12 protein-coding genes are annotated in these 13,747 nt (G+C 52.9%); 4 read left to right on the top strand and 8 right to left on the bottom strand.

The genetic code is table 11. The features are described 5' to 3' along the window. Positions 1-2: 2 nt before the first annotated feature. The 4 genes from prfB to xerD all read right to left on the bottom strand — a co-directional run bounded on the left by prfB (position 3) and on the right by xerD (position 4,962). Positions 3-1,101, bottom strand: a protein-coding gene (gene prfB, locus ACSF8X_RS04895; protein ID WP_157037864.1) for a peptide chain release factor 2 whose coding sequence is annotated in 2 segments (ribosomal slippage) — positions 3-1,025 and positions 1,027-1,101 — 1,098 coding nt in all. Because the reading frame shifts where the segments join, the coding sequence is not laid out codon by codon here. Positions 1,102-1,263: 162 nt separating this feature from the next. After that, positions 1,264-2,988 carry a single-stranded-DNA-specific exonuclease RecJ gene (recJ, locus tag ACSF8X_RS04890; protein ID WP_500850816.1) on the bottom strand — a complete coding sequence of 575 codons (1,725 nt, stop codon included), beginning with the start codon at positions 2,986-2,988 and terminating at the stop codon, positions 1,264-1,266. A gap of 170 nt (positions 2,989-3,158) precedes the next feature. Continuing rightward, the gene (gene dsbC / locus ACSF8X_RS04885) at positions 3,159-3,890 is read right to left on the bottom strand and encodes a bifunctional protein-disulfide isomerase/oxidoreductase DsbC (RefSeq protein WP_047879666.1); all 732 of its coding nucleotides are present in this window, start codon (positions 3,888-3,890) and stop codon (positions 3,159-3,161) included. Between the two features lie 217 nt (positions 3,891-4,107). Further along, complete coding sequence (gene xerD, locus ACSF8X_RS04880) at positions 4,108-4,962, bottom strand: site-specific tyrosine recombinase XerD (protein ID WP_240478326.1); 855 nt, start codon at positions 4,960-4,962, stop codon at positions 4,108-4,110. Between the two features lie 257 nt (positions 4,963-5,219). On the opposite strand from xerD, the gene fldB reads away from it, so the two are divergent. Next, positions 5,220-5,738, top strand: coding sequence for a flavodoxin FldB (fldB, locus tag ACSF8X_RS04875; RefSeq protein ID WP_047879664.1), 519 nt, complete (start codon positions 5,220-5,222; stop codon positions 5,736-5,738). Between the two features lie 61 nt (positions 5,739-5,799). Here fldB and brnQ read toward each other — a convergent pair whose 3' ends face one another. Continuing rightward, a complete protein-coding gene (brnQ, locus tag ACSF8X_RS04870; RefSeq protein WP_205626090.1) occupies positions 5,800-7,113 on the bottom strand; it encodes a branched-chain amino acid transport system II carrier protein in 1,314 nt (437 codons plus the stop codon). Between the two features lie 445 nt (positions 7,114-7,558). On the opposite strand from brnQ, the gene ACSF8X_RS04865 reads away from it, so the two are divergent. After that, positions 7,559-8,275, top strand: a complete 717-nt coding sequence (locus ACSF8X_RS04865; protein ID WP_500850814.1) for a tRNA1(Val) (adenine(37)-N6)-methyltransferase — start codon at positions 7,559-7,561, stop codon at positions 8,273-8,275. 214 nt (positions 8,276-8,489) lie between these two features. Continuing rightward, on the top strand, positions 8,490-9,707 hold the full coding sequence (gene srmB / locus ACSF8X_RS04860) for an ATP-dependent RNA helicase SrmB (RefSeq protein WP_500850813.1): 1,218 nt from the start codon (positions 8,490-8,492) through the stop codon (positions 9,705-9,707). Positions 9,708-9,811: 104 nt separating this feature from the next. Here srmB and yaaA read toward each other — a convergent pair whose 3' ends face one another. Both yaaA and ACSF8X_RS04850 read right to left on the bottom strand, forming a co-directional pair. Next, the gene (yaaA, locus tag ACSF8X_RS04855) at positions 9,812-10,588 is read right to left on the bottom strand and encodes a peroxide stress protein YaaA (RefSeq protein WP_500850812.1); all 777 of its coding nucleotides are present in this window, start codon (positions 10,586-10,588) and stop codon (positions 9,812-9,814) included. Between the two features lie 115 nt (positions 10,589-10,703). Further along, positions 10,704-12,143 (bottom strand): alanine/glycine:cation symporter family protein, encoded by a 1,440-nt coding sequence (locus tag ACSF8X_RS04850; protein ID WP_047879660.1) that lies wholly within the window; start codon positions 12,141-12,143, stop codon positions 10,704-10,706. A 692-nt stretch (positions 12,144-12,835) separates the two neighbouring features. On the opposite strand from ACSF8X_RS04850, the gene ACSF8X_RS04845 reads away from it, so the two are divergent. Beyond that, a complete protein-coding gene (locus tag ACSF8X_RS04845) occupies positions 12,836-13,018 on the top strand; it encodes a DUF3545 family protein (RefSeq protein WP_047879659.1) in 183 nt (60 codons plus the stop codon). Between the two features lie 71 nt (positions 13,019-13,089). Here ACSF8X_RS04845 and ACSF8X_RS04840 read toward each other — a convergent pair whose 3' ends face one another. Further along, positions 13,090-13,632, bottom strand: a complete 543-nt coding sequence (locus ACSF8X_RS04840) for a hemerythrin domain-containing protein (RefSeq protein ID WP_047879658.1) — start codon at positions 13,630-13,632, stop codon at positions 13,090-13,092. Positions 13,633-13,747: the final 115 nt, after the last annotated feature.

Genomic DNA, 13,747 nt, shown 5'->3' with positions numbered 1-13,747 from the left:
GGTTACAGACCTGACTTCAGGCTGGCTTCAATAAATCGATCTAGGTCGCCGTCTAACACCGCTTGGGTGTTACGGTTCTCAATTCCTGTACGCAAGTCTTTGATGCGAGAGTCATCCAGTACATACGAACGGATCTGACTACCCCAGCCAATGTCTGACTTAGAGTCTTCGTTTGCTTGTTTCTCAGCATTTTGCTTTTGCATTTCAAGCTCGAACAGCTTCGCTTTAAGCTGCTTCATCGCCTGATCTTTGTTTTTATGCTGAGAACGGTCGTTCTGGCACTGAACCACGGTGTTGGTCGGTACGTGGGTGATACGTACGGCCGATTCGGTGGTGTTTACGTGCTGACCGCCGGCACCCGATGCACGATATACATCGATACGCAGATCAGCTGGGTTGATATCAATAGCAATATTGTCATCAACTTCAGGATAAATAAAGGCAGAAGCAAACGATGTGTGACGACGACCACCGGAATCAAATGGTGACTTACGAACTAGACGGTGAACACCGGTTTCCGTACGCAGCCAGCCGTAAGCATACTCACCGCTGATACGCACTGTCGCCGATTTCAGACCGGCAACATCACCTTCAGACACTTCAATCACTTCTGTTTTGAAGCCCTTGGCATCGGCCCAGCGCAGGTACATGCGCAGCATCATCGATGTCCAGTCCTGTGCTTCCGTACCACCAGAACCTGCCTGCAGGTCGATGTAACAGTCTGACGCGTCATGATCACCAGAGAACATACGGCGGAACTCTAGCTGTGCCAGCTTCGCTTCAAGCTCAGCCAGTTCAGGTTCGATCTCGTCAAATGTCTCTTGGTCTTCTTCTTCAACCGCCAACTCAAGCAGACCTTCAACGTCTTCAACGCCCTGGTCTAGCTGGTCAATAGTCTCTACAACCGCTTCCAGTGATGCACGCTCTTTGCCCAGCGCCTGTGCACGCTCTGGCTCGTTCCATACATCTGGTTGCTCTAATTCTGCGTTAACCTCTTCTAGACGCTCTTTCTTAGCATCATAGTCAAAGGTACCCCCTAAGGATGTCAGTACGCGCTGATACATCCTCAAGTCGGTTTTTAATAGGATTAATCTCGAACATTGCCACTCTTCATAGCCGAAATGGACATAACCGAAGGATTCTATCGAATTGTTGATAGAATATACAGAGGCAGAGAAAGGGAAACCGTGATTATTTTAGGAACCACCGGGCGAGGCGGACGATAAGCGGCCGCCGATGTGACGGCCGCTAGCAGGTTAAGAATCAGAGCGCAGAGAGGTGCTCGACCAACAACTGAGCACTGCAGTTGCCGCGGAATTCATTGACATCAAGGCGATAGACCAGCTCAACCTGCTGGACCGAAGCATCCGGCCACTGGCGCAAGTCCACATTAAAAGCAATCGCATCAATCACGCTGCCACCAGCCAGTGGCTCGAGCATCATCTTAAGGTGTTTGCCGCCAACCAGTTTCTGGTGAAGCAGACGAAAACGGCCGTCAAACTGCGGCTCGGGGAACTGCTGCCCCCATGGGCCACCAGCCCGCAGAACCTCTGCCGTCTGCAAATTCAACTCCTGCGGCAGCAGCTCGCCGTCGGTCAGCAAGACCCCCTTGAGGGCCGCCTCGTCCAGCTCATTGCGCACCACCTGATCAAACGCCCGGCTGAACGCCTCAAGCTTGGACTCAGGGATTGTCAGACCCGCCGCCATCGCGTGGCCGCCGAACTTGAGGATCATCCCCGGGTTCTGGGTATCAATCAGATCGAGCACATCACGCATATGGAGGCCGGGAATCGATCGGCACGACCCCTTGATCTCGCCATTACCCGCATCGGCAAACGCGATCACCGGACGGTGGTAAAGCTCTTTGATCCGCGAAGCCAAGATGCCTATGACCCCTTGGTGCCAATCACGCTGGTACAGGGCCAGACCATAGGGCATGTCTTTCTGGTTGAACTTGAGCCGCTCGCAAATCGCCAGCGCCTCCTCTTTCATCCCCTGCTCGATTTCCTTGCGGGTCTGGTTGAGGGCATCCAGTTCCGTCGCCATCCGCCGCGCGGCCTGAATATTGTCACACAATAGCAACTCGACCCCGAACGACATATCGTCCAGACGGCCCGCGGCATTGATCCGCGGCCCCAGCGCAAACCCGAGATCGCTGGCGACAAGGCGCGATGGCTCACGGTTGGCCACTTCAATCAGCGCCCTGATCCCCGGGCGGCATTTCCCGGCGCGGATCCGCTGCAACCCCTGATGCACCAAAATGCGGTTGTTGCCATCCAGCGCAACCACATCGGCAACGGTTCCCAGTGCCACCAAGTCCAGCAATTCGGCTAGGTTCGGCTCTGCCAGCCCCTGCTCGGCGAACCAGTTGTCCTCGCGCAGCGATGCCCGCAGGGCCAGCATCAGGTAAAAGGCCACCCCGACCCCGCACAGCGCCTTAGAAGGAAAACCGCATTCATTCAAGTTCGGATTGACGATGGCATCAGCCTCAGGCAGGGTGTCGCCCGGCAGGTGGTGGTCGGTGACCAAAACCTGCATCCCCTTGGCCTTGGCGGCCGCTACCCCGGCGATGGAAGAAACCCCATTATCAACCGTCATGATCATCTCGGCACCGCGTGCCGCGGCCTGCTCGACCACTTCAGGGCTAAGGCCATAGCCGTCATCAAAACGGTTCGGCACCAAGTAATCCACATTGCGGCTGCCAAGCATACGCAATGCTAGCACCGACAACGCCGAGCTGGTCGCCCCGTCGGCATCGAAATCCCCCACCACGATAATCCGCTGCTGCTCGGCCAGTGCCTGCTTGAGCAGAGCCACTGCCGGGACAATACCGTATAACTGGTTGTAACCAAGCAGACCTCGAGCACCACGCTCCAGTTCACTGTCCGAATGGATCCCACGGCTGGCATAAATACGTTGCAACAAAGGAGGGATCGCATCACTAAACTGACTCGTGTCGGCCTCTGGGCGACGTTTAATTTCAATCATCAGGCAACTCTTTCATTGTTATATAGCGAAGAACCCTACGGGCCAAACCACAAGCAGCGAGATAAAAAGGAAGGCTCTTGACTATATATAGAGGCAAGTATACCCCTAGGGACAGGGACAAAACAGAAACAAACAGGCCCGGAAAAGTCCGGGCCTGTGGGATAGCGTTCTTAGCTTTGCTTGCTACGGCTGTCTAGCAACTGGCGCAGCATATTGGCTGGCTGGTAGCCCGGCAGCATAGTGCCGTCTTCCAGAATCATGGCCGGTGTACCCGACACCCCCATCGCGACGCCCAACTGATAGTGCTTGCGCACCATATCTTCGCGCAACTTGGCACCTTCCATGTTGAGCTTGCCGTTCTTGGCATCATTCATTGCCTGAGCCGGGTTCTTAGCCCCCCAAATGGCGCTCATTTCCTTGAAGTTACCAGAACGCTCGCCGCCACGCGGGAAGGCAAGGTAGCGGATCGTAATACCGGCATCGTTGTAGGCCTGCATCTCGTTATGCAGCTTGCGGCAGTAGCCACAGCTAGTGTCGGTAAAGACCGTCACCACGTATTTCTGATCCTTGGCCGGGTAGACAATCATCTCGCCTTCCAAACCCTGGAGTTTTTCCTTGTTGATCTTGGCCATCTTCTGCTCGGTCAGGTTGACAGGCTGTGCACCGTCATTCTGGAACAAATGGCCTGCCAGGAAGTAGCTGCCGTCATCAGAAACATAAAGGATACCGCGTTCAGTCACGACTTCGTTCAGACCAGACAGTGGAGAAGCGCTGATAGACTCTGGCGTCAGGCCAAGGCCGCTCAGTTTGGTCGTGATTGCGGCCTCATCCGGCTTGGCATAAGCTGAGCAAGCAGCCAGGGCAACCGTGGTGGCTAGTAACGTACGGCCAAAGAAGTGCATTAGATTTTCCTTAAAATGTAAACAATTAAAAACCATACAGGGCTAAGGCCGACGCCAGTCGTCAATGATGCGCCTGCGTGGTATATGACCCCTGATCGCAAAAATAATTTCAATGCAGACCAATTTATTGGTCAATTCGATCAATACATATCGGCTCAGAACACCCCGGCACCTCAAAACACCTGGGGATATCACCCATCGCGGAGTAATTATACACTCAAGCCCGCGGATGGTGCGTCTGGTGCAACTGCTTAAGTCGCTCAGTTGCGACATGAGTATAGATTTGGGTCGTCGACAAGTCACTGTGCCCCAGCAACATCTGGACGACCCGCAAGTCTGCGCCATAATTTAACAAATGGGTGGCAAACGCATGGCGCATGACGTGTGGCGACAGGGTATCGGTATCAATATCGGCCAAGACGGCATAATGCTTAATCCTGTGCCAAAATGTCTGCCGGGTCATCTGCTTGGCCCGCTTGCTCGGGAAGACCACATCGGAGCTTTTCTCGCCAAGCAGCTGTGGCCTGCCATGGGCCAGAAACTGCTCGATCCAATCAACGGCGCTCTCGCCCATCGGCACCAGCCGCTCCTTGTCGCCCTTACCCGTAACCCGGACAACGCCTTGGCGCAAGCTGATATTCTCCATCGTCAAACTGACAAGTTCCGTCACGCGAAGCCCTGTCGCATAAAGCAGTTCGAGCATCGCCTTGTCGCGCAACTCTATCGGATCATCGGTGTTCGGGGCCTCCAGCAGGGCATCGACCTGTGCCTCGGTAATGTCCTTGGGCAAGCGCTTTGGCAGCTTGGGGCTGACCAGCATCGCACTCGGATCATCGTCGCGCACCTTCTCACGGTGCAAGTACTGAAACAGGCGGCGGATCGCCGACGCCATGCGCGCTCGCGACGTTTGCTTGAAATCAGCATCGAACAGCCACTGCTGGTAACGCTGCAGCTCATCGGCCGAAACCCGCTCGAGGCTCAAGCCCTGCTCACCAATCCAACCCACCAATTTCTTGAGATCATTACGGTAAGAAGACAGGGTATTGTCCGAGAGCCCACGTTCCATCCACATTGCATCGAGAAAGCGCTCAATGATCACTTCGTCGTTTTCCACTTCTACCTCAGCAGATTCCTGACTGCGCCACCGCGGCCGCCGCGATAACACATGGATAAATAAACAGTGGTTATATGTTAGTCGATCCACAAAAGAATGTAACTGGGATTCCATCGCAAGCGTAATTTTATGGCTCAAGGACACAATATTAGGCAACTGACGCCAAGCTAGGTAAAATCGCCTCATTCTCATTTGTATCAAGTTGGACACGCAGCATGAAGATTGGCTTATTCTACGGCTCGACCACCTGCTATACCGAAATGGCAGCGGAGAAAATCCGCAACTGCATCGGTGAAGAGATGATCGACCTGCACAACATCAAAGAAGCGGACATCTCCGCCATGAACCAGTACGACATGCTGATCCTGGGGATTTCGACCTGGGACTTCGGCGAATTACAAGAGGACTGGGAAGCGGTTTGGGAACAACTCGACGGCCTATCGCTGACCGGCAAAACCATCGCCCTATTCGGCCTTGGCGATCAGGAAGGCTACACCGAGTGGTTCCTTGATGCGATGGGGATGCTCCACGACAAGCTACTACCGACCGGAGCCCAGTTCGTCGGCTACTGGCCCAATGAAGGCTACCAGTTCGAAGCCTCCAAGGCACTTACCGATGACGGCCAGTTCTTCGTCGGCCTGGCGTTGGACGAAGACAGCCAATATGAGCTGAGTGACGAACGAATCACCTCCTGGTGTGAGCAGATCCTCACCGAGTACAGCGACAGCCTGTAACAGCAAAACAAAAAAACGGGATGCAAAGCATCCCGTTTTTTTGACTGTCACCACAGTGGCATTATGCCGTTTGGGTTTTGTCCTGTACTGATTGTACCGAGCCAATGAAGCGAGTCACCACCATTGCCAATGCCGTCGGCAATGCCCATGCCATACCGTAGTCAAACAGCGGCAGGAACTTCAACACACTCATATCGATACCGATAAACTTGCCCGCATCAATCAGGCTGAACAGCAACGACACTGACAGCACCACACGGTAAGCCATACGAGGGTTTGGCAACCAGCGGCGAACAAATGTCAACGCAACCAGCGCCACCGCTACCGGATACAGGGCAAACAGTACCGGGATGGACAGAGAAATCAACTGGCTCAGACCTACGTTGGCAACCACGGCGCACACTACAGCCAGGATAATCGCCCACTTCTCGTAAGACAGCTTGGTCAGCGAGCTGAAGTAGTCAGAACATGCGCTGATCAGGCCAACCGCCGTAGTCAAACATGCCAGCAGTACGATAGCCGACAGGATGATCTGACCAACCGGGCCGAATAGAGCCGATACATATGCCGCCAGAATCGCACCACCGTTATCAGCACCGGCTGCCACCGCCGAGCTTGTTGCACCCAGGTAGAACAGTGAGATGTATACAAATGCCAATCCCGCTGCCGCAATCAGGCCTGCGTAGATAAGGTAGGTGCATGTCGCCTTCTCATCCGTGATGCCCTTGCTGCGGATCACATCGACAATCAACATGCCGAACATCAACGCGGCGAAGGTATCCATGGTGTTATAGCCCTCAAGGAAACCCTTGGTGAAAGCCATGTCCACATAGTCGCCCTGAGCCGCCAGAATATCACCCTGCGGGTTAATAAAGACAGCCACCGCTAGAATAGCCAGTACCGCAAACAGTGCAGGAGTCAGGAACTTACCGATCAAGTCGATCAGCTTGCCGCGAGACCAGGCAAAGAACAGCGCAACGGCGAAGAACACCACAGAGAAAACAGTCAGGCTCATCTGCCCAGCATCTGCAATGAACGGCTTCACTGCCATTTCGTAAGCCACAAGACCTGTACGCGGTGCTGCAAAAGCGGGACCAATAATAATGAAGATCAGCACAGCCATCAGGGTTGCCACGGCAGGTGGCAAGTCACGGGTCAAGCCTTTCCAGCCACCACCCGCAATCGCGACAGCGATAATCGCAATCAGCGGCAGGCCAACGGCCGTAGACAGAAAACCAAACATCGCAGGAAGCATATGCTCACCAGCAGCCAAACCAGCCTGCGGCGGGAATATGATGTTGCCTGCGCCCAAGAAGAAGGCAAAGGTCATAAAACCTACTGCCATGATATCGCTAAACTTGAGTGTCTTTTTCAAACTGCACCTTCCACTCTGATATTGATGAAATGTTTGCTTGCGTAATTTTTGTTTTGTTGTTTTTCTCGCCACAAAAAACTTAAAGCTGAATGTGACCTTACTCACAGCATAATGAACAAAAAGCAGCCAATGCGCAACCCCGCAGTGAAAAACACCATAATCTTTGGATACACAATGAAAAAACTGAAATATACAACCAAATTAAAATTAAATATCAGAATTTAAATCCAACAAATCTCATTTATAAAAAAGATCAAAAACAGAATCAACATCTGAATAACTCAAAATAAACAAAATCAAAAACACTCACCATAACAATTAACCATCAATAATGAGAGAGGATATGACTATTCCCATGCAGCCTCTGACTTGAAGGTTCTTGAGTATCTATCAGCAATGAACTGATATAATTTTGCCGTCACAAACAGTACAGGTCACAGTAACCATGGCTAAAGGGTTTTCATTCAAGCAATTTCACGTCAACGATCATGGCTGCGGCATGCCGGTCAGTACCGACGGAGTACTGCTGGGCGCTTGGGCTGACCTTTCACGTAAAGGACTCATCGTCGATATCGGCACAGGCAGTGGCCTGCTGGCCTTGATGGCCGCCCAGCGCACACACGCCCAAGGCAATCTGATTACCGCCGTGGAGATCGATCCCGCAGCTGCCGAGGCTGCCCTGCTAAACTTCCAGCATTCCCCATGGCCAGACGCACTATCCCTGACCCAGCAAGATATTCGCCAATGGGCCAAGATGCAGGAACAAGGGACTGTGACCTCCGTCATTTGCAACCCGCCCTACTTCAACAGCGGCGAGCAGGCGAACTGCCAAGCACGCGCGACCGCCCGCCACACCGATAGCCTACCGCACATCGAGCTGCTGGAAGCACTCCGCTTCCTGTTGGCCGACGACGGCATCGCCAGCCTGATCCTGCCCACTTACGAGGGCGAGCAACTGCTCCAGCAGGCAGAGCAAACTGGGCTATATTGCCAGCGCCGCTGCGACGTTCGCACTTCTGCCAGCAAACCCGTCAGTCGGCTGCTCATCGCTCTGACTCCCGTTCAGACCGCGACACGCCACGAACAGCTGGTTATCCACGAACACGGCCATTACTCGGCAGCATTTACCGCCCTGACCCGGGATTTCTACCTGAAAATGTAAGCCGAATACCCCGTGTTCTCACGCTCTGGGGCCAAACATGAGCAGGCAACGACTGGCAGCTATGGCCAATTCCAAGAAGTTTTTGTGCTTTTATCGGTGATCGTTGCGACAATAATCTCTATAATGCCGCCCCTTATGCAATTTGCCCGACACCGGTGACAGGTCATTTCCCTCGCCGGCAAGATCATCCCTGAGTTCCGAGGAGAAATGACAGGTGAGAGACTTTTCCGAATTAGAATTAGATAGCGAGCTGCTTCAAGCCATTGAAGAAATTGGTTACGAGCGCCCGACAGTGGTTCAGTCCGAAGCGATCCCGCACGCACTGGATGGCCGCGATGTACTGGCATCAGCTCCTACCGGTACCGGAAAGACAGCTGCGTTTCTTCTGCCGATGATCCAGCACCTGCAGGATTTCCCGCGCAAGAAGCCGGGGCCTGCCCGCGTATTGGTACTGACGCCGACCCGCGAACTGGCCATCCAGGTTGCCGACCAAGCCCGAGCCCTGACCAAATACACCAACCAGAAGGTCTTCACCATCACCGGCGGGATCTCCTATGACGAGCACGCCGAGCTACTGGGTAAAACCCAGGATATCGTCGTGGCCACGCCGGGCCGCCTGATGGAATACATCGAGAGCGAGCGCTTCGACTGCCGCGCGATCGAATGCCTGATCCTTGATGAAGCTGACCGCATGCTGGACATGGGCTTTGGCAAAATCGTCGAGCGTATCAACAAAGAATGTCGCTGGCGCCGCCAGAGCTTGTTGTTCTCTGCAACGCTCGAAGGCAAAGGCGTACGCGATTTCTCCAGCACCATCCTCAACGAGCCGGTAGAAGTTAACGCCGAACCACCTCGCCGCGAGCGCAAGAAGATCCAGCAGTACTACCACCGTTGCGACACCATGGAACATAAACTGGCATTGCTGGAAAATATTCTGGGCGAAGCCGAACGTACGATTATCTTCGTCAAGACCCGTGAGCGTCTGGCTACCCTGCGTGACCAACTTGCAGCCAAGAAGATTGCCTGCTGCTGGCTACAGGGCGAGATGGCCCAGGCCTCCCGCAACAATACTATCCGCCGCTTCCGCGAAGGCGTCGTCAATGTCATGCTGGCTACCGACGTTGCCGCCCGTGGTATCGACCTGCCGGATGTCAGCCATGTCATCAACTTCGATATGCCACGTTCTGCCGATACTTACCTGCACCGTATCGGCCGTACCGCCCGTGCCGGCAAGAAAGGCATCGCGGTGTCACTGGTTGAGGCCCATGACCAGTCAATGCTAGAGCGTGTTGGCCGCTACCAGAAAGAAGAAGTGCCAGAGCGCTTTGTTGAGGGCCTGCGTCCACAACACAAAAAAGCCAGCACCGTGAAGAAGAAAAAGAAAAAAGATCCGAAAAAGAAAGCGGCTGGCAAGAAAAAAGCCAAGAAGTAATCTGCAATATCGGCACTAACCCGGTACTCGGACAACAATCGAAAACGAAACGGGCTGGTTTATCCAGCCCGTTTTTTTATCTCGTCAATATCACTTCGATGCTATCAAGCCTGCTCTTCGCGCTTGAACACCAACTCTGTTGCCGTCGACTCCGCCGGTACAAAATAATATCCTGCCGTATCAAATGCCTTCAGTGCCTCAACCGAAGAAATACGGTTATCGATGATATAACGGGCCATCATGCCACGCGCTTTCTTGGCATAGAAACTAATCACCTTGTAGGTGCCGTTCTTGCAATCCTTGAAGACTGGTGTGATCACCGAACCGGCCAGTTTCTTGGGCTTGACCGACTTGAAGTATTCGTTGGATGCCAGGTTAATCAGAATATCGTCCCCCTGAGCAACCAGGGCCTCGTTGAGCTTATCGGTAATAATATCGCCCCAGAACTGATAGAGGTTGCTACCGCGTGGGTTAGCCAGTTTGGTGCCCATCTCCAACCGGTAAGGCTGCATCAGATCCAGCGGCTTGAGCAAGCCGTACAGGCCGGATAGCATCCGTAGGTGCTGCTGGGCATACGCAAACCCGTCACTGTCCAGCGTTTCGGCTGCCAGACCGGTATACACATCACCTTTGAACACCAAGATCGCCTGACGGGCATTGTCCGGAGTAAAGGTTGTCTGCCACTCGGCAAAGCGCGCAGCGTTGAGACCGGCAATCTTGTCGCTAACCTTCATCAGGCTAGCAATATCCACCGGGGTCAACTCGCGGCAGACATCGATCAGCTCGGCCGAATGCTCGACCAGCTCAGGCTGAGTATATTCCTGTGTCGCCAGCGGCGATTCGTAATCAAGGGTTTTGGCAGGGGAAACCACAATCAACATCTGAACATTCCTTTTGGCAAACTTATGCTTTGCCAAAATGGTAACAGGCCAGCAAAAAAAAACCACGCTCGTGAGCGTGGTCTTTTTCTATTATTGCCATCGGAAACGTCGATGATCAACGGTTGTCCGACTGCTCGGAACGATCCCAGATCCCTTCTTCAAGCTGGGCATGAAGCTCCGGGTAATCATTGCTGTCAAACGTCGGCACTTTGCCCTGCGAGAGTTGCTTGTTGTAATCCTTCGCCAGCTTCACCACCGTACCTGATAACAGCACAATCGCAATCAGGTTGATCAGCGCCATCATTCCCATGGAGACATCCGCCATCGCCCACACCGTCGGCAGATCCGCCAAGGCACCAAACATCACCATACCCAGCACGACGAGGCGAAATACATTCAGGCCTGCTTTGTGGTTGTGCTCCAAGAACAACAAGTTGGTCTCGGCATATGAATAGTTCGCCACCAGCGAGGTAAAAGCGAAGAAGAAAATCGCAATAGCGATAAATACTTCACCCCACCCGCCAACCTGCGCACTCAGCGCACGCTGGGTCAGCTCAATACCCGTCACCTCGCCATGCGGCACGTATTCACCCGACATCAGGATAATTGCCACTGTCGCCGAGCAGATAACAATCGTATCCATGAACACGCCTAGCATCTGAACATAACCCTGTGATGCAGGGTGTGGCGGATAAGGTGTCGCTGACGCTGCCGCGTTCGGCGCGGAGCCCATACCGGCCTCGTTAGAGAACAAGCCGCGTTTCAGGCCATTGATCATGCCTTGGGCAATGGTGTAGCCCAAAGCACCAGACGCGGCCTCTTCCAAGCCAAACGCACTGCGGAAGATCATACCGATAACATCTGGCAGTTTTTCCAGATTCGTAAACACAATGAACAGGGCCAGCAGCAAATAGCACAGGGCCATTGCTGGCACCAGGATCTCAGCGGTACGGGCAACGGCGCGCAGACCTCCGAAGATAATCGTGCCGGTCATCAATACCAATGCGATACCCACGTACAAAGGGTTCCAGCCAAAGGCAACATTCATCGCCTGCGTGATGGAATTCGCCTGTACCGAGTTGAATACCAACCCAAAGGCAATGATCAGGAAGATGGAGAACACAACCCCCATCCAGCGCATGCCCAAGCCTTTTTCCATATAGTAGGCAGGGCCACCACGGTAGTTGCCCTCGTCATCGCGAGTCTTGTACAACTGTGCAAGGGCGCTTTCTGCAAATGCCGTCGCCATACCCAGCATGGCAATCAGCCACATCCAGAAAATGGCACCCGGACCACCGAGCGTCAGTGCAACGGCAACACCGGCCATGTTACCAGTTCCGACACGCGCGGCCAGGCTGGTACACAACGCCTGAAAAGATGAGATCCCGGCACTGTCAGATTTGCGGCTGTTTTTCATCACACTGAACATGTGGCCAAAATGGCGAAACTGGATGAAGCCCAAGCGACAGGTGAAGAACACGCCGACGCCGATCAACACGTAGATCAGCACAGAGCCCCATAACAGATCGTTCAAAAAATTAATCTGGCTTGACACGTCTACCCCTCAAAAAATGAACCGAAATTCTGACTGCGGCCACCCGACAATCAGAAAAAGCAGTACTTACCGCGCCGGCAAAAACGCCACAGCAACAGAGTAATTACTACAACCTTAGTTTTAATATGTGGTAAATGACAGTAGCTCCCGCTACCAATACAGCGACATTGTTGATGTTATGTTAATTCCGGATGGTCTCTATCAAACCTATTGCTTCCCGGTAACCATGAGTTGCGCTGCAGATGGCAGACGATCATGCAAACTTAACCCACAAAAATCAAGACACAGCTCACAAATATCCCATATAGGCCTCGTAGGATCAGCCAGATGCTTATAAAAACCGCGTCCTTGACTCATCTGTCCCCCTCTATTCTCCTCTACCGAATAACCACTTCACGGCCAGCCAGCTCGATTTTGTGAACATACGCACATGAAACATTCATACCTTGGCAACAAATGAGAAACAGTTCAATTTTATTCTAACCCTACCTGTGATATTTAACGTTATGTCCACGTTACCTCAAAAGGTAGGGTTAGGAGTATTTACGGCATGCCGGCACCAAGGAAAGTAAGCGCATGAATAGCAAAGCCTTTCGCGCTTATCTCGCCCAACGGATAATGCACGGGATCACCCCCAACAGCCCGTTTTTTTGAGGCAACCTGGTTTTAAACCTTTAAGGATGAGGTGCTTTATGGACAGTTATGCATTCGATGATATTTTTGATACCGATATCCAACCTAGGAGCTCGCGCAAGAAACCCGTAAAACGCAAATGGCGAGAAATCGAAGCGCTAAAGGACAGGCAACGCCTACGCCGTGAACTCGCAGATATTGATATATTCAGGGATTTGACCAACGAGGATATTGATTTTTAATCACCCCATACCAAAAGAGTCGGCACATGCCGACTCTTTGTCCTTATTCTGCGTTCCGCTCACTTCCTGATCTAGGCACTCTCTCTCAGGCGCTCTGCCAGATTCCGATAACGCAATGCTACCTCGTTGCCAAATAACGGGTCACTCCCGCACTCTTGGTACTCATTGGCAACGGCCTGCCAGTCAGCAGAGGTAAAGTGGGCTTGTATCATTGGAAATATCTGGCATTCCTCAAATTCCAGATGGGCTCGCTGGCGATCAACAAAAGCGTTGAGCTTATCGGCGAAGATATCCAGCGGGATCACCGCATCCATCAGGATCATGTCAACCAGCTCGGCAAACTCATGAGTCAATACGGCTAACTGTTGGTGCTCCTGCTCGAGGCTGGCCAACGCGCCATTATCATCGGCATAGTGGGCCTGATAATAGTGGTACAGAACATCCTCTTTAGGATGGTGGCACTGTTCGGCATGGCTTTGCAAATACTCGACAATATCTCGGAGCAGGCTATAGTCGACCTCGTCACCGTTACGGATCAATTTCAGCTTGTGCTGCAAAATCCCCAGCAGCCTGACGATATTGCCATGCTCCGCATGAATAATATCCAACATCATTACACTCCCTCCCAAAACGCTTCCTTATAAAGAAAGTGTAAAAGCAAAGGGGCAATGCTGCATTGATCCTGATTACCAAACGAACAATCAGCTCACAATTCATGCGATCCCGCTA

It is taken from the genome of Photobacterium panuliri, from assembly GCF_059920555.1.
The sequence above is the reverse complement of the archived record's forward strand: the minus strand, read 5'-3'. Positions and strand labels throughout refer to the sequence as shown.